14 protein-coding genes are annotated in these 15,912 nt (G+C 53.2%); 4 read left to right on the forward strand and 10 right to left on the reverse strand.

The annotated features are described in order from the left end of the window. Positions 1 to 23 precede the first annotated feature (23 nt). The 8 genes from rseP to rpsB form a co-directional block, all read right to left on the reverse strand. Entirely contained in the window at positions 24 to 1,376 is a 1,353-nt protein-coding gene (rseP, locus tag ACJ9N4_RS07855) for a sigma E protease regulator RseP (protein WP_182273814.1), read from the reverse strand. 11 nt (positions 1,377 to 1,387) lie between these two features. Continuing rightward, positions 1,388 to 2,245, reverse strand: coding sequence for a phosphatidate cytidylyltransferase (gene cdsA, locus ACJ9N4_RS07860; protein WP_182273813.1), 858 nt, complete (start codon positions 2,243 to 2,245; stop codon positions 1,388 to 1,390). Positions 2,246 to 2,257: 12 nt separating this feature from the next. Next, a complete protein-coding gene (ispU, locus tag ACJ9N4_RS07865; RefSeq protein WP_182273812.1) occupies positions 2,258 to 3,016 on the reverse strand; it encodes a (2E,6E)-farnesyl-diphosphate-specific ditrans,polycis-undecaprenyl-diphosphate synthase in 759 nt (252 codons plus the stop codon). A gap of 186 nt (positions 3,017 to 3,202) precedes the next feature. Next, entirely contained in the window at positions 3,203 to 4,402 is a 1,200-nt protein-coding gene (ispC, locus tag ACJ9N4_RS07870) for a 1-deoxy-D-xylulose-5-phosphate reductoisomerase (RefSeq protein ID WP_182919436.1), read from the reverse strand. Between the two features lie 95 nt (positions 4,403 to 4,497). Beyond that, positions 4,498 to 5,055 carry a ribosome recycling factor gene (frr, locus tag ACJ9N4_RS07875; RefSeq protein WP_182273810.1) on the reverse strand — a complete coding sequence of 186 codons (558 nt, stop codon included), beginning with the start codon at positions 5,053 to 5,055 and terminating at the stop codon, positions 4,498 to 4,500. 166 nt (positions 5,056 to 5,221) lie between these two features. Next, positions 5,222 to 5,947: a UMP kinase gene (pyrH, locus tag ACJ9N4_RS07880; RefSeq protein ID WP_004858112.1), complete on the reverse strand. Its 726-nt coding sequence runs from the start codon at positions 5,945 to 5,947 to the stop codon at positions 5,222 to 5,224. A gap of 150 nt (positions 5,948 to 6,097) precedes the next feature. Then, the gene (gene tsf, locus ACJ9N4_RS07885) at positions 6,098 to 6,949 is read right to left on the reverse strand and encodes a translation elongation factor Ts (protein WP_182273809.1); all 852 of its coding nucleotides are present in this window, start codon (positions 6,947 to 6,949) and stop codon (positions 6,098 to 6,100) included. A gap of 117 nt (positions 6,950 to 7,066) precedes the next feature. Next, the gene (gene rpsB, locus ACJ9N4_RS07890; RefSeq protein ID WP_013095653.1) at positions 7,067 to 7,792 is read right to left on the reverse strand and encodes a 30S ribosomal protein S2; all 726 of its coding nucleotides are present in this window, start codon (positions 7,790 to 7,792) and stop codon (positions 7,067 to 7,069) included. Positions 7,793 to 8,114: 322 nt separating this feature from the next. Between rpsB and map the strand changes: the two genes are divergently transcribed. The 4 genes from map to ACJ9N4_RS07910 all read left to right on the forward strand — a co-directional run bounded on the left by map (position 8,115) and on the right by ACJ9N4_RS07910 (position 13,006). Next, the gene (gene map / locus ACJ9N4_RS07895; protein WP_182273808.1) at positions 8,115 to 8,909 is read left to right on the forward strand and encodes a type I methionyl aminopeptidase; all 795 of its coding nucleotides are present in this window, start codon (positions 8,115 to 8,117) and stop codon (positions 8,907 to 8,909) included. A 63-nt stretch (positions 8,910 to 8,972) separates the two neighbouring features. Beyond that, complete coding sequence (gene glnD, locus ACJ9N4_RS07900; RefSeq protein ID WP_182919435.1) at positions 8,973 to 11,648, forward strand: bifunctional uridylyltransferase/uridylyl-removing protein GlnD; 2,676 nt, start codon at positions 8,973 to 8,975, stop codon at positions 11,646 to 11,648. Between the two features lie 32 nt (positions 11,649 to 11,680). Further along, the gene (dapD, locus tag ACJ9N4_RS07905; protein ID WP_008501915.1) at positions 11,681 to 12,505 is read left to right on the forward strand and encodes a 2,3,4,5-tetrahydropyridine-2,6-dicarboxylate N-succinyltransferase; all 825 of its coding nucleotides are present in this window, start codon (positions 11,681 to 11,683) and stop codon (positions 12,503 to 12,505) included. Positions 12,506 to 12,616: 111 nt separating this feature from the next. Further along, positions 12,617 to 13,006, forward strand: coding sequence for a DUF3461 family protein (locus ACJ9N4_RS07910; RefSeq protein ID WP_008501916.1), 390 nt, complete (start codon positions 12,617 to 12,619; stop codon positions 13,004 to 13,006). A 59-nt stretch (positions 13,007 to 13,065) separates the two neighbouring features. On the opposite strand, the gene ACJ9N4_RS07915 is transcribed toward ACJ9N4_RS07910, so the two are convergent. Beyond that, on the reverse strand, positions 13,066 to 14,223 hold the full coding sequence (locus ACJ9N4_RS07915; protein ID WP_182919434.1) for a CdaR family transcriptional regulator: 1,158 nt from the start codon (positions 14,221 to 14,223) through the stop codon (positions 13,066 to 13,068). Positions 14,224 to 14,378: 155 nt separating this feature from the next. After that, positions 14,379 to 15,824 (reverse strand): serine endoprotease DegP, encoded by a 1,446-nt coding sequence (gene degP / locus ACJ9N4_RS07920; RefSeq protein WP_182919433.1) that lies wholly within the window; start codon positions 15,822 to 15,824, stop codon positions 14,379 to 14,381. Positions 15,825 to 15,912 lie beyond the last annotated feature (88 nt).

A 15,912-nucleotide genomic window follows, 5' to 3' on the forward strand; every position in this document is an offset into this window, starting at 1 on the left:
TATGCGTTCTTCCTAACACTCTCTTACAACCGAGAGAAATCATTGAAAAGTGCAAGCCCCATTAACAGCACCAGCAAAATCGAGCCAATGCGATAACTAAAGTCTTGAACTCGCTCGGATACCGGTCCGCCTTTTAGCTTTTCAATCGCTAAAAACAGCAGATGGCCCCCGTCTAATACGGGAAGCGGGAACAGGTTGATTATCCCCAGATTCACGCTTATAAGCGCGAGAAACATGAGATAGTAAATCACCCCGAATTCCGCTGACATCCCAGCCCCCTGAGCAATTGAAATTGGCCCACTGAGGTTGTTCAGTTTCACATCACCGGTTATCAATTTCCCCAACATGTTGACCGTAAGCTTCATCAGTTGCCATGTTTTATCCGTGGCTTCAAGGATGGCGCTAAACGGCCCATATTGGCGTATTGTCTTGTACTCATCTGGCAGCGGGATCACTTTCGGCACTACACCTGCAAACCCTTCTGCCTTTTTGCCGCCCGATTTGGTATCCGGGGTCAGCGTCAGCGAAAGCGGACTCCCGTGCCTTTCCACTTCCAGTGCGAGCGAAATACCTGGATTATCGCGCACCAGAGTAACAAAGGTCATCCACTGTGTTAATGGTTGACCATCGACTTTAACGATCCTGTCGCCTGCTTGCAAACCTGCTTTGCTCGCCGCCGAATTGGCCTGTACTTCGGCTAATACCGGCTCGATCTGCGCACCGCGTGGGCGAATCCCCAGTGCAGAGACGGGATCTTCTTTGTCAGGCTCGAAACTCCAGTGGCGTAAATCCAGCACTTTGTCCTGTCGCTGGTCAGAACCAAACGGCGAAACGCTGACCGTTGTCTGCTTATCACCAATTTTGGCGACCAACTGCAGCCGCACGGCATCCCAATCAGGGGTTTCGATGCCATCAATGGCTTTAAGTTCCATCCCCGGCGTAATTTGCGCACTTGCCGCGATGGAGTTAGGGGCAATTTCACCCACCACCGGACGCACGCCAGGGACGCCGATGATAAACACCAGCCAGTAGGCGAAGATAGCAAAGATGAAATTGGCTACCGGACCGGCAGCAATGATGGCGGCGCGTTGCCCAACAGTTTTGTTGTTGAACGCGCGATGCTGAAGTTCAGGGGCAACAGGCTCAACACGTTCGTCGAGCATTTTAACATAGCCACCCAGCGGGATAAGGGCGATGACGAATTCAGTGCCGTGGCGGTCGGTACGCTTCCAGAGCGATTTACCAAAACCAATGGAGAATCGCTCCACGCGCACACCACAGCGGCGAGCAACCCAGAAATGGCCAAATTCATGCACGGTAATCAGTACACCCAGTGCAACAACGAACGCCGCCAGATTCCAGAGAATGCTCAGCATAAAACCTTCCGTTAAATCGTCCCGAACACCAATAAAAGCAAGCAAGCAAACACGGGGACTGCCGCAGTCAGGCTGTCAATGCGATCCATTATACCGCCATGCCCTGGAATCAAGTGACCACTGTCTTTAATCCCTGCTTCACGCTTAAACATACTTTCGGTTAAATCACCCAGTACCGAGGCCAGTGCAGCAAAAATTGAGCACACCAGCAGTGTCGACGGCGCAACGCTCAGATCCGCCCAGACGCCATAGCCCCAGGAGATGATTGCTGCCGTAAACAAGCCGCCGATAAATCCTTGCCAGGTTTTACCCGGAGAAACCTTCGGAGCCAGTTTATGTTTGCCGAACAGTTTACCAAACATATAGGCCCCAGAGTCAGCCCCCCAGACCAGAATCATCACATAAAGCAGCCAGATTGCACCGCTGTAGTGGTTTTCATCATAGTGCCAGGCGCGCAGCGCGAGCATACCCCAGAAAAAAGGAACAATTGTGAGCAGGCCAAAAATAAGGCGTAATACTTTTGAATTGCGCCATAATGCCGCAGAACCTGGATAAAAAAGCACCAACACGAGCGCAGCAATCCACCAGGCCAACGATACCCACAGGGAGCCGGCAACCAGCGGTTGATGAATATCGTGGTGATATTCAGGCAAGGTAAACAGCATCAGGGCCAGTAAAAAGCCACAGAGTACCGCCAGCCATACCCGCTGAGTGCGCGAGGTAAAGCCGCTAAACTGTCCCCATTCCCACGCGGCGAGCATACACACTACCAGCGTAACAATAGCGAATCCCACTGGGGGCAGTAAAAACAGCGCCGCAATGACAATGGGTATTAATACAAAAGCGGAAATCAGGCGATACTTCAGCAAAAGCTACCCCCATCAGGCTTTGTCGCCACCAGGCTCGGTGCCGCCGAAACGACGCTCTCGATTGGCAAAGGCATGCAGCGCACCTTCAAAGTCTTGTTCATCAAAATCGGGCCAAAGAACATCAGTAAAGTAAAGTTCGGCATAGGCAATTTGCCAAAGCAAAAAGTTACTTATGCGATGTTCTCCCCCTGTCCTAATTACCAAATCCACAGGTGCCAGTTCATTCATGCAGATTTGCTGACTCAGCATCTCTTCATCAATTTGGTCGGGTCTCAACAGCCCTTCCTGAACCTGTTCGGCCAAATGCCGAACGCCCTGGATAATATCCCAGCGTCCGCCGTAATTCGCCGCGATATTGAGCGTCAGACCAGTATTATTTTCAGTCAGCGCTTCTGCTTTACGAATCCGTTCCTGCAAACGTGAGTTAAAACGACTGGTCTCGCCAATAATACGCAGGCGGACGTTGTGGCGGTGCAGGCTTTTTACTTCGCTGTCGAGCGCCCACACAAACAATTCCATCAACGCACTGACTTCCTGCGCCGGTCGATTCCAGTTTTCACTGCTAAAAGCATAGAGCGTTAACGCATCAATGCCGTTATTGGCGGCAAAAGAAACGGCGCGGCGAACAGACTTCGCCCCAGCTTTATGCCCAAAGGCTCGTATCTTCCCTTGTCTTTTCGCCCAGCGGCCATTGCCATCCATGATAATTGCTACATGACGGCAGCCATGAGCGGGCAAATTTTCGCTTATTGGTTGATTCGCAGACAACATAACGCGTTTTTAGTCCCTGAAAAGGATTTAACGGTACTCAGGAATACTGAAGCCTATACATAAAAAAGCCGTGTCAAACCACGGCTTACCTGACCACATTAAGTCAAATACCTGCGATCAGGTGGCGCAGACTATATCACTGAAGCCCAACGCTAACAAATAGCACGACAATTAGTGGTTGCTTTATCACCAGCTTGCGAGACGTGTCACCTGTTTACGCGCAACAATGCGGGCCTGAGCATCTACCGCCAACACCTCTTCCACGCTTTGTGGTTCGCGCAAATCCATCATGTCCAGCACCGAGCGATTCAGTGTCGCGATGTCGGTAAAACGAATCTGCTGATTCAGAAATGCCTCAACGGTAATTTCATTGGCCGCATTGAGTGCTGTCGTCGCCGCCTGCCCCTGGTCAAAGGCATTCATCGCAAGCTTCAGACACGGATAACGGTCGTAATCTGGCTCACTGAATGTCAGAGAGCTGAGCTTGCAGAAATCGAGCGGTTTCACCCCAGACTTCACACGGTTAGGCCACGCCATCGAATGTGCAATTGGCGTGCGCATATCCGGTTCACCCAGCTGTGCCAGCACGCTGCCATCCTGATAACGCACCATCGAGTGAATCACCGATTGCGGGTGGATCAGCACTTCCATCTGTTTCGCTGACGCATTAAACAGCCAGCGCGCTTCAATGTATTCCAGACCTTTGTTCATCATGGTGGCAGAGTCGACAGAGATCTTACGTCCCATTGACCAGTTCGGATGACGACACGCCTGATCCGGCGTCATTGCGCTCAGTTCAGACAGCGGCGTTTCACGGAACGGACCACCAGACCCGGTAAGCAGAATCGACACAACGCCATTCTGCTCGAGGTCAGCGTACCCCAGGTTCTGTTGAAAAAGTTGCGGTAAACTCTGAAAAATTGCGTTGTGTTCACTATCGACCGGCAAAAGACGCGCGCCGCGCTGCTTAACCGCCTCCATGAACAGGCGTCCACAGGTCACCAGCGACTCTTTATTCGCCAACAATACATCTTTACCGGCATCGATAGCCGCAAGCGTAGGCAGAAGCCCTGCCGCCCCGACGATTGCCGCCATCACCTGATCGACCTCATCCAGCGCAGCCATATCACAGGCCGCCTGTTTCCCACTCAGCACCTCGGTGCGACTGCCCTTCTCCTGCAGCTGCGCTTTCACAAGGCGGGCGCTCTTTTCGTCATCCATCACCGCATAGCGAGGCGCAAACTCCAGGCACTGTTCGATCATTCGCTGCACGTTCTTACCGGCCACCAGTGCCGTCACGGTGTAGAGTTCAGGGTTATGGCGAACAACGTCGAGAGTGCTGCAACCGATAGAGCCAGTTGAGCCAAGGAGAGTTAAATGCTTCATGAGATGCCCGGAAAAAGTTAGACCAGATAAAAGCAAAACGCCGCCAGCAAGACATCATGTCTCTCTGAACGGCGTTTATCAGTGTACGACAGAAATCAGAACTGCATCAGTTCCGCTTCTTTATCTGCCAGCGCCGCATCAATTTTCTTGATAGCTGCGTCAGTCATCTTCTGCACGTCGTCCTGGGAGCGACGGTCGTCATCTTCGCTGATCTCTTTTTCTTTCAGCAGAGCTTTCACTTTATCGTTCGCGTCGCGACGTACGTTACGCACAGAAACGCGACCTTGCTCAGCTTCACCACGAACCACTTTGATCAGGTCTTTACGACGTTCTTCCGTCAGCGGAGGCAGTGGAACACGGATGTCAGAACCCGCAGAGCTTGGGTTCAGACCCAGGTCAGATGCCATGATCGCTTTTTCAACGGCCGGGCTCATAGAACGATCGAATACGTTGATTTTCAGCGTACGGGTATCTTCTACAGTCACGCTCGCCAGCTGACGCAGTGGGGTTGGCGTGCCGTAGTATTCCACGATGATGCCATCCAGCAGGCTTGGGGAAGCACGGCCAGTACGGATTTTGCTGATTTGGGTTTTGAACGCTTCTACGCATTTGTCCATGCGTACTTCAGCATCTTTTCTGATGTCGTTAATCACGTTACGAATCCTTGAAAACTTGTCTCAGGCAGACTATCCGCCAGCACAGCGCTACAGGTGTGCTAAGTATAGTCGCGTTTAATTCATGACAACGCCAAAGGCGCGCCCGGGTAAGATACCGCTACAAATAAAGCGGAATCTTACCTGTATTTATCGCCGACGGAAATTATTCCGTGATCAAAGTGCCTTCTTTTTCGCCCATTACGACGCGGCGCAGTGCGCCTGGCTTGTTCATGTTGAAGACACGGATCGGCAGTTTATGGTCACGAGCCAGCGTGAAGGCGGCAAGATCCATCACTTTCAGCTCTTTATCCAGCACTTCGCTGTAGGTCAGCTGATCGTACATGGTGGCAGAAGGATCTTTTGCCGGATCGGCGGTAAACACGCCATCCACTTTGGTTGCTTTCAGAACCACATCGGCTTCGATTTCGATACCGCGCAGACAGGCTGCGGAATCGGTGGTAAAGAACGGGTTACCGGTACCGGCGGAGAGGATCACCACGCGGTTGTTACGCAGCAGGCTGATAGCTTCTGCCCAGCTGTAGTTATCGCACACGCCATTCAGTGGAATAGCGGACATCAGGCGCGCGTTCACATAGGCGCGATGAAGCGAATCACGCATCGCCAGGCCATTCATGACGGTTGCCAGCATACCCATGTGGTCGCCCACAACGCGATTCATCCCTGCTTTCGCCAGACCAGCGCCACGGAAAAGGTTGCCACCGCCAATGACCACGCCAACCTGAATACCCAGTTCGACCAGTTCTTTGATTTCCTGTGCCATACGATCAAGGATGCTTGCGTCAATACCGAAGCCTTCCGATCCCTGCAGCGCTTCGCCACTCAGCTTAAGCAGAATGCGTTTGTACACGGGTTTTGCATTGGTAGCCATGTTTCTTTCCTGAGACTGTCAACGATTAAGATGGGGGTTAATTCTGGCGACATGATATGTCGCATATCAGCACAGCGATACTGGAGCCTGTCTGATTTCGTCTGACGGGTGACAAAAAGAAGCCGCCCTCAGGCGGCTCCTTTTCAATCATTAAGACTGCTTGGACATTGCAGCAACTTCTGCTGCGAAGTCAGTCTCAACTTTCTCGATGCCTTCGCCCACTTCGAAGCGGATGAAGCCAGTTACGTCAGCGTTGTGCTCTTTCAGCAGCTGAGCAACAGACTTGCTTGGATCCATAACGAAAGGCTGGCCAGTCAGAGAAACTTCGCCGGTGAATTTCTTCATGCGGCCTTCAACCATTTTCTCTGCGATTTCTTTTGGCTTACCAGACTGCATCGCGATGTCCAGCTGAACCTGGTACTCTTTCTCTACCACTTCAGCAGACACGTCTTCTGGCTTAACGAATTCTGGTTTGCTTGCAGCGATGTGCATAGCCAGCTGTTTAACCAGCTCTTCGTCAGCGCCTTTAGCCGCAACCAGAACACCGATACGTGCACCGTGCTGGTAAGAACCCAGTACGTCGCCTTCCAGGGAGGACACGCGACGGATGTTGATGTTCTCACCGATTTTAGCAACCAGCGCAACACGTTCTTCTTCGAACTGTGCTTTCAGAACGTCAACGTCAGTGATTTTGCCTGCAACAGCTGCGTCCAGAACTTTGTTAGCAAATGCCTGGAAACCACCGTCTTTAGCAACGAAGTCAGTCTGGCAGTTAACTTCCAGAATGATGCCGTAGTTGCCGTCGATCTTAGTGATGATCACGCCGTCAGCAGCCACGTTGCCTGCTTTTTTAGCTGCTTTGATCGCACCGGATTTACGCATGTTTTCGATTGCCAGCTCGATGTCGCCGTTCGCTTCAGTCAGCGCTTTTTTGCAATCCATCATGCCTGCGCCAGTACGCTCGCGCAGCTCTTTTACCAGGGATGCGGTAATTTCAGCCATTCTTAAATCCTCGGGAGATGTGAACTGCCCGGCCGGGGGCCAAACAGTATAAATTGAAAAAAGGGGCCGATAATTGGCCCCTATTCATACACGGTACTAATAAGGGGTGAAACCTTATTATTCAGCTTCTACGAAGCTTTCTTCCGCCTGAGAAGCCAGATCCTGGGAACGGCCTTCACGAACGGTAGCAGCTACAGCGCTCAGGTACAGGCTAACAGCACGGATGGCGTCGTCGTTACCCGGGATAACGAAGTCAACACCGTCCGGATCGGAGTTGGTATCAACGATAGCGAATACCGGGATACCCAGGTTGTTAGCTTCTTTGATTGCGATGTGCTCGTGGTCTGCATCGATTACGAACAGCGCGTCTGGCAGGCCGCCCATATCTTTGATACCGCCCAGGCTGTTTTCCAGCTTGTCCAGTTCACGAGTGCGCATCAGCGCTTCTTTCTTAGTCAGCTTGTCGAAAGTACCGTCCTGAGACTGGGTTTCCAGATCTTTCAGGCGTTTGATGGACTGACGAACAGTTTTCCAGTTAGTCAGCATGCCACCCAACCAGCGATGGTTCACGAAGAACTGGTCGCAGCTGTTAGCAGCATCTTTCACAGCTTCGCTTGCAGCGCGCTTAGTACCAACGAACAGAATCTTACCTTTACGGGAAGCAATCTTGTTCAGCTCAGCCAGGGCTTCGTTGAACATTGGTACAGTTTTCTCAAGGTTGATGATGTGAACTTTGTTACGTGCGCCGAAGATGAAAGGCTTCATTTTCGGGTTCCAGTAACGGGTCTGGTGACCAAAGTGAACACCAGCCTTGAGCATGTCGCGCATGGAAACAGTTGCCATGTTTAAAACCTCTATAGTAAAAGTTGGGGTTATGCCTCCACGTATCCCATATTACCGACCCCAAAGGGCACCCCGGAATATGTGCCGATACGTGTGTGTTGTTACACAAAGTGAGATTTGTCGCTTCCGTCCAACCTGTGTAGTCTTCGATGGATCGGAAGTCCGGCGCGCTTTATACCACAAAACACGACCAGAAACCAATAATTGTTGGCGGAGTGTGCTGTTAATGATTCTCAATTTGGCACGGGGTGCGCCTGACTGATACCATTGAGGACACGTAGATTTATATTGTCGAAAAAATCGACACCGATGGACAGATTACATGGCTATCTCTATTAAGACACCTGAAGAAATTGAAAAGATGCGCGTCGCCGGTCGTCTGGCCGCGGAAGTGCTGGAAATGATTGAACCGTTCGTCAAACCGGGCGTCAGCACCGGCGAGCTGGATCGCATCTGTAACGACTACATCGTCAACGAGCAGCACGCGATCTCCGCCTGCCTCGGCTACCACGGTTTCCCGAAATCCGTCTGTATCTCAATTAATGAGGTGGTTTGCCACGGTATTCCGGATGATGAAAAACTGCTGAAAGATGGCGACATCGTCAACATCGACGTCACCGTCATTAAAGATGAGTACCACGGTGACACCTCGAAGATGTTCATCGTTGGTAAACCCACTATTCTGGGCGAGCGCCTGTGCAAAGTGACTCAGGAAAGTCTCTACCTGGCGTTGAAGATGGTTAAACCCGGTATCCGCCTGCGCACCATCGGTGCCGCTATCCAGAAATTCGTTGAAGCAGAAGGTTTCTCTGTGGTGCGTGAATATTGCGGTCACGGTATCGGCCGCGTCTTCCACGAAGAGCCGCAGGTTCTGCACTACGATGCCGATGACGGCGGCGTGGTGCTGCAAAAAGGCATGACCTTTACTATCGAGCCAATGGTCAACTCTGGCGACTACCGCATCCGTACCATGAAAGATGGCTGGACGGTGAAAACCAAAGACAGAAGCTTGTCTGCGCAGTACGAGCATACTATTGTGGTAACAGACAACGGCTGTGAGATTATGACGTTGCGCAAGGATGACACCATCCCGGCGATACTGACGCACGATGAATGATAAAAAAGCCGGCAAATGCCGGCTTTTTTAATGGCGATAGCTTTTTCTTATGGGTGGCACGCGATGAGTAATCTATTACCCGAACAGTATGCGAATACAGCACTTCCCACCCTCCCCGACCAGCCCGACAACCCGGGCGTCTGGCCACCGCACGAGCTGACCTGCGCCCATATCAAAGCGCATATGGATGTTTTCCATCGCTGGTTGGGTAGCGCGTTTGATGCGGGTATTTCTGCCGAGCAGCTCATCGAAGCGCGCACCGAATTTATTGACCAGCTCCTGCAGCGCCTGTGGATTGACTATGGTTTCGGTCAGATTAGCGACGTCGCACTGGTCGCCGTCGGGGGCTATGGCCGTGGCGAGCTTCATCCGCTTTCCGATATCGACCTGCTGATCTTAAGCCGTAAAAAGCTGCCAGACGAACAGGCGCAGAAAATTGGCGAACTGCTGACGCTGCTCTGGGACGTGAAGCTGGAAGTGGGTCACAGCGTGCGCACGCTGGAAGAGTGTCTGCTGGAAGGGTTATCTGACCTCACCGTTGCCACCAACCTGATTGAAACCCGTCTGCTGATCGGCGACGTTGCGCTGTTCCTGGAACTGCAAAAACACATTTTCAGCGACGGGTTCTGGCCGTCAGAGAAATTCTTCGCCGCAAAGGTCGAGGAACAGAATCAGCGCCACCAGCGCTATCACGGTACCAGCTATAACCTGGAGCCTGATATCAAAAGTAGCCCTGGCGGTCTGCGCGACATCCACACCCTGCAGTGGGTCGCCCGTCGTCATTTTGGTGCAACGTCGCTGGACGAGATGGTCGGGTTTGGTTTCTTAACCGAAGCCGAACGTAATGAACTGAACGAGTGTTTACATCTCCTGTGGCGCATTCGCTTTGCCCTGCATCTTGAAGTCAGCCGTTACGATAACCGTCTGCTGTTTGACCGCCAGCTCAGCGTGGCTCAGCGCCTCAATTACAGCGGTGAGGGCAACGAGCCGGTTGAGCACATGATGAAGGATTTCTTCCGCGTTACCCGCCGCGTGACCGAACTCAACCAGATGCTGCTGCAGCTGTTTGACGAAGCGATCCTGGCGCTGACGGCGGACGAAAAACCACGGCCCATTGATGATGAATTCCAGCTGCGCGGCACGCTTATCGATCTGCGCGACGAAACGCTGTTTATCCGCGAGCCGGAAGCGATCCTCCGCATGTTCTATACGATGGTGCGCAACAGCGCGATCACCGGGATCTACTCCACGACCCTGCGCCATCTGCGCCACGCGCGCCGCCATCTGACACAGCCGCTGTGTTATATCCCGGAAGCGCGAGCCCTGTTCCTCAGCATGCTACGCCACCCGGGAGCCGTCAGCCGGGGCCTGCTACCGATGCACCGCCACAGTGTGCTGTGGGCCTATATGCCGCAGTGGTCGCATATCGTCGGGCAGATGCAGTTCGATCTTTTCCACGCTTATACGGTGGATGAACACACGATCCGCGTCATGCTCAAGCTGGAGAGCTTTGCCAAAGAAGAGACGCGCTCCCGCCATCCGCTGTGCGTTGAGCTGTGGCCGCGTCTTTCCCACCCGGAACTGATCCTGATTGCCGCCCTGTTCCACGATATCGCGAAAGGTCGCGGTGGCGACCACTCGGTACTGGGTGCGCAGGACGTACTGAAATTTGCCGAGCTGCATGGTCTGAACTCGCGCGAGACGCAGCTGGTCGCCTGGCTGGTGCGCCATCACCTGCTGATGTCAGTTACCGCACAGCGTCGTGACATTCAGGATCCGGAAGTCATTAAGCAATTCGCCGAAGAGGTGCAAACTGAAAACCGCCTGCGCTATCTGGTCTGCCTGACGGTAGCGGATATTTGTGCCACCAACGAAACGCTGTGGAACAGCTGGAAGCAAAGCCTGCTGCGCGAGCTTTACTTCGCGACGGAAAAACAGCTGCGTCGCGGAATGCAAAACACCCCGGACATGCGCGAGCGTGTACGTCACCATCAGGTGCAGGCGCTGGCGTTGCTGCGGATGGATAACATTGATGAAGAGGCATTACATCAGATTTGGGCCCGCTGTCGCGCCAACTACTTTGTGCGTCATAGCCCAAACCAGCTTGCCTGGCATGCGCGGCATCTGCTCCAGCATGATTTGTCGAAACCGATGATCCTGCTCAGCCCGCAGGCCACGCGCGGCGGCACAGAGATCTTTATCTGGAGCCCGGACCGGCCTTATCTGTTTGCCGCCGTCTGCGCCGAGCTGGACAGACGCAACCTCAGCGTTCACGACGCACAGATTTTTACCACCCGAGACGGCATGGCGATGGATACCTTTATCGTACTGGAGCCGGACGGCAGCCCGCTGTCGTCGGACCGTCATGAAGGGATACGCTTTGGTCTGGAACAGGCCATCACCCAGCGCAGCTGGCAACCGCCGCAACCGCGTCGTCAACCGGCCAAATTGCGTCACTTTACCGTCGATACCGAGGTCAATTTCCTGCCGACCCACACCGACCGCAAATCGTTCCTGGAGCTTATCGCCCTCGACCAGCCAGGGTTGCTCGCCCGCGTCGGCCAGGTTTTTGCCGATCTGGGAATTTCGCTTCATGGAGCCCGAATTACAACCATTGGTGAGCGAGTAGAAGATTTATTTATAATCGCAACGGCCGACCGGCGTGCCCTTAATAATGACCTGCAGCTGGAAGTGCAACAACGGTTGACAGCAGCCCTCAATCCAAACGATAAAGGGTGACGTGTTTTTTAGTGAAATGGAAAGAGTAAACAATGCAGCAGTTACAGAACGTTATTGAGTCCGCTTTTGAGCGTCGCGCCGAGATTACCCCGGCAAATGTGGATACCGTTACCCGTGAAGCGGTTAATCAGGTGATTTCTCTGCTGGATTCCGGCGCGCTGCGCGTGGCAGAAAAAATCGACGGTCAGTGGGTAACTCATCAGTGGCTGAAGAAAGCCGTGCTGCTCTCTTTCCGTATCAACGATAACCAGGTTATCGACGGAGCAGAAAGCCGCTACTTCGATAAAGTACCAATGAAATTCGCTGACTACGATGAAGCGCGTTTCCAGAAAGAAGGTTTCCGTGTTGTGCCTCCGGCGGCAGTTCGCCAGGGCGCATTCATCGCACGCAATACCGTGCTGATGCCATCCTACGTGAACATCGGTGCGTATGTTGATGAAGGCACAATGGTAGACACCTGGGCAACCGTCGGTTCTTGCGCGCAGATCGGTAAAAACGTTCACCTGTCCGGCGGCGTCGGCATCGGTGGCGTTCTGGAGCCACTGCAGGCGAACCCAACCATTATCGAAGACAACTGCTTCATCGGCGCACGCTCCGAAGTGGTTGAAGGTGTGATCGTTGAGGAAGGCTCCGTTATTTCTATGGGCGTCTACATCGGTCAGAGCACCCGTATTTACGATCGTGAAACCGGCGAAGTTCACTACGGTCGCGTACCTGCGGGTTCCGTCGTCGTCTCCGGTAACCTGCCGTCAAAAGATGGCAAATACAGCCTGTACTGTGCGGTTATCGTGAAAAAAGTCGATGCAAAAACCCGCGGTAAAGTGGGTATCAACGAACTGCTGCGCACCATCGATTAATCGGGTATAACAAAAAGCGGGGGCAACCCCGCTTTTTTTATATCTGAGGGTGGCGAAAATAGATTTTTTCGTTAATTATTCAAAGGTTATGTTGAGATCAAGGGTACCGCTATGTACGATAATCTGAAAAGTCTGGGCATTACCAATCCTGATGAAATTGATCGTTACAGCCTCCGCCAGGAAGCGAATAACGATATTTTGAAAATCTATTTTCACAAGGATAAAGGCGAGTTTTTCGCCAAGAGCGTGAAGTTTAAATATCCACGCCAGCGTAAGACCGTCGTCGCTGACGGCGTAGGACAAGGGTACAAAGAAGTACAGGAAATCAGCCCTAACCTGCGCTATGTGATCGATGAACTCGATCAGATCTGCCAGCGCGATCGCACCGAAGTCGATTTGAAACGTAAGATCCTCGATGACCTGCGTCATCTGGAAAGCGTTGTCACGAACAAGATCAGCGAGATTGAAGCGGATCTTGAGAAGCTTACTCGTAATAAGTAATGACAGGTGCGGCCTGATGCCCTCACCCCGGCCCTCTCCCACAGGGAGAGGGTGAAACCTCATCTCTGCTCATCTAACTGCAGCGCCAGGTACAGCAGCAGCCTGTCGTCAAAATTCCCCAGCTCCAGCCCGGTCAGTTCCGAGATCCGGTTAAGCCGGTATTCCAGCGTATTGCGGTGAATAAACAGCGCTTTCGACGTTGCCAGCGGCTGCACGTTATGATGAAACCATGCCTGCAACGTGCGGTACAGCAAACCGTTGTTGTCCATCGCTTTCAGACGGGCTAACGGACGCGCCAGCTCATCGGCCTGCCAGCCACCGCGCAGGCCATCGAGCAGCACCGGCAACATCAGTTCCTGGTAGAAGTAGCTCCGGCTTTCCGGCATCCGCTGTTTACCTGACATCATCGTGGTACGCGCCGTGCGCCATGAGCGGGCGATACTGCCCGGCCCGGTAAAGTAATTTCCCAGGGCAACGCGAAAACGCGGTTGTCCGCCCTCCTTCATGTGTGCAATCAGCTGCTCCACCCAGCGACGGTGATCTTCAACATCCCAGCGGCCAAACGGGTTAAGCGCCGGTTTGAGCACCACAATTTCAGTCAGAGAAACAATTGCCGCCAGGTTGTTGCGCTCCGGTGTGACCAGTGCATTTTGCAGCTGCTGCAGTTCGGCCATCGTGCTGTCTACGCCAGACTGGCCGCTATCGACTTCAATGACCACCGCCACGCGTGGCTGATCAAGATCGATGCCCAGACGCTGCGCCCACTCGCTCAGCGCAGGTGTGTGTTCTTCTGCCTGGATCAGGTTCATGACCAGCTCTTCACGCAGGCGGCTATCCTGTGCCAGCAGGTGCATCAGACGCGACTGCTCCAGCATCATTTCGGCGGTCATGCAGACCAGCTCGCCATATTTACGCAGCGACTCCGGTTCGCCCGTCAGGCCGATCACGCCAACAATTTCCCCCTCCAGCCGCAGCGGGAAATTGATCCCCTGACGGACACCGTGAAGGTGTTTCGCAACCGCATCGTCGATATCCACCACGCGCCCCTGAGAGAGCACCAGCAACGCACCTTCGTGCACTTCCCCAATGCGTTCACGATCGCCGCTGCCAATAATGCGCCCGCGAGCATCCATTACATTGATATTGGTATCAATGATGCGCATGGTACGCGCCACAATATCCTGCGCCATTTTGGTATCAAGATGCCTGCCAGCCATGTAACCCTCCTGTGAGCAGGGCTCAAGAATAGGGAAGTTCAGTCACGGCTGCATTGTGCAAATGCACAAAGCCACGGAGAGAAATATGGACTTGTGGAAAGGGTCACAGAAACAAAAATGGCCCCTGCTCGTGGTTGAGCAGGGGCGCGGAGGGATTACTGCATCAGAAGGTAAATTGAAGAATCACCACGCTGAATATTCAACGCCAGCACGGAAGGTTTGCTGTCGAGGATTTTGCGCAGTTCAGCGATGTTTTTCACCGGTTGCTGGTTAGCCCCCATGATCACATCGCCTTTTTTCAGGCCGATACGGGCAGCCGGGCTGTTCGCTTTCACGTTGTTCACCACAACGCCTTTATCTTCGCCTTTGTTGCTCATCTCAGCACCTTCAATACCATTGAAGATGGTGCTGGAGTCCACCTGATTCTGGCTGCTCTGCTGCAGTTCCAGGCTCACGTTAACCGGCTTACCTTCACGCAGCAGACCGAGGGTGATTTTGCTACCAATCGGCATGGAACCCACTTCAGCACGCAGGGCCGCAAAGCTGCTGATCGGTTTACCGTTCAGAGAAGTGATCACATCACCGGCTTTAATCCCCGCTTTCGCCGCAGAGGAGTTCGGCAGCACCTGGCTGACAAATGCCCCACGCTGGGCGTCCACTTTCATTGCTTTCGCCAGCTCGGAGTTCAGCTCAGTCCCCAGGATACCCAGCTCACCGCGTTTCACCTGGCCATACTGCACCATCTGTGCGGTCAGGTTTTTCACCATATTACTTGGGATAGCAAAGCCGATACCGATGTTACCGCCGTCCGGAGCCAGGATTGCGGTGTTGATACCAATCAGTTCACCGTTCAGGTTCACCAGCGCACCGCCGGAGTTACCCCGGTTAATCGCCGCATCCGTCTGGATAAAGTTCTCGTAGTTCTCTGCGTTCAGGCCGCTACGACCCAGCGCGGAGACAATGCCAGAGGTCACGGTTTCACCCAGACCGAACGGGTTGCCGATGGCTACGGTGTAGTCACCCACACGCAGCGCGTCGGAATCGGCGAGCTTAATCGCCGTCAGGTTTTTCGGATCCTGAATCTGGATCAGCGCGATATCCGAACGTGGATCTTTACCCACCACTTTAGCGTCGAATTTACGTCCGTCGCTCAGCTGAACTTTAATGGTGTTGGCGTTATCAACAACGTGGTTGTTGGTCACCACGTAGCCTTTTGCCGCATCAATAATGACGCCCGAACCGAGTGCCATGAATTTCTGTTGCTGGCCGCCACCGTTACCGCCCTGGCTTTCATCCCCTGCACCACCGCCCTGACAGAACGGGGAGCTCTGGAAGGGTGAACCGTCCTGGCAGAACGGTGAGTTATCACCGAAGAACTGCTGGAAGTTACGCGGCATACGCGGCGTATTGACGGTCGTACTGCCCTCAACGTTAATACTCACCACCGATGGCATCACTTTTTCGAGCATCGGTGCCAGGCTTGGCATCTGCTGCGCGGTTGCTGCCGACGATGAGCTCTCAGCTGCAGTAGCAGTCAGAGGAGACAGCGCTAAACCTAAACTCAGAGCCAGTGCACTCATTGCTAATGTGGTTTTTTTCATGTTTCTCAATCTCGATTTACAGGTAACGCAAAATTGCTGTGTAACTCAGATTCGTTTTATACCGCTTAGTTCCGGGATTAAGTTTATG

Origin of the sequence: Enterobacter sp. LM3, from assembly GCF_046622475.1 — a bacterium.
Classification (GTDB): Bacteria; Pseudomonadota; Gammaproteobacteria; order Enterobacterales; family Enterobacteriaceae; genus Enterobacter; species Enterobacter cloacae_P.

Excerpts from the sequence above, each read along its gene's own strand:
- rseP (WP_182273814.1), bottom strand. The coding sequence starts at position 1,376 with ATGCTGAGCATTCTCTGGAATCTGGCGGCGTTCGTTGTTGCACTGGGT.
- ispU (WP_182273812.1), bottom strand. The coding sequence starts at position 3,016 with ATGTTGTCTGCGAATCAACCAATAAGCGAAAATTTGCCCGCTCATGGC.
- ispC (WP_182919436.1), bottom strand. The coding sequence starts at position 4,402 with ATGAAGCATTTAACTCTCCTTGGCTCAACTGGCTCTATCGGTTGCAGC.
- pyrH (WP_004858112.1), bottom strand. The coding sequence starts at position 5,947 with ATGGCTACCAATGCAAAACCCGTGTACAAACGCATTCTGCTTAAGCTG.
- tsf (WP_182273809.1), bottom strand. The coding sequence starts at position 6,949 with ATGGCTGAAATTACCGCATCCCTGGTAAAAGAGCTGCGCGAGCGTACT.
- rpsB (WP_013095653.1), bottom strand. The coding sequence starts at position 7,792 with ATGGCAACTGTTTCCATGCGCGACATGCTCAAGGCTGGTGTTCACTTT.
- map (WP_182273808.1), top strand. The coding sequence starts at position 8,115 with ATGGCTATCTCTATTAAGACACCTGAAGAAATTGAAAAGATGCGCGTC.
- glnD (WP_182919435.1), top strand. The coding sequence starts at position 8,973 with ATGAGTAATCTATTACCCGAACAGTATGCGAATACAGCACTTCCCACC.
- dapD (WP_008501915.1), top strand. The coding sequence starts at position 11,681 with ATGCAGCAGTTACAGAACGTTATTGAGTCCGCTTTTGAGCGTCGCGCC.
- ACJ9N4_RS07910 (WP_008501916.1), top strand. The coding sequence starts at position 12,617 with ATGTACGATAATCTGAAAAGTCTGGGCATTACCAATCCTGATGAAATT.
- ACJ9N4_RS07915 (WP_182919434.1), bottom strand. The coding sequence starts at position 14,223 with ATGGCTGGCAGGCATCTTGATACCAAAATGGCGCAGGATATTGTGGCG.
- degP (WP_182919433.1), bottom strand. The coding sequence starts at position 15,824 with ATGAAAAAAACCACATTAGCAATGAGTGCACTGGCTCTGAGTTTAGGT.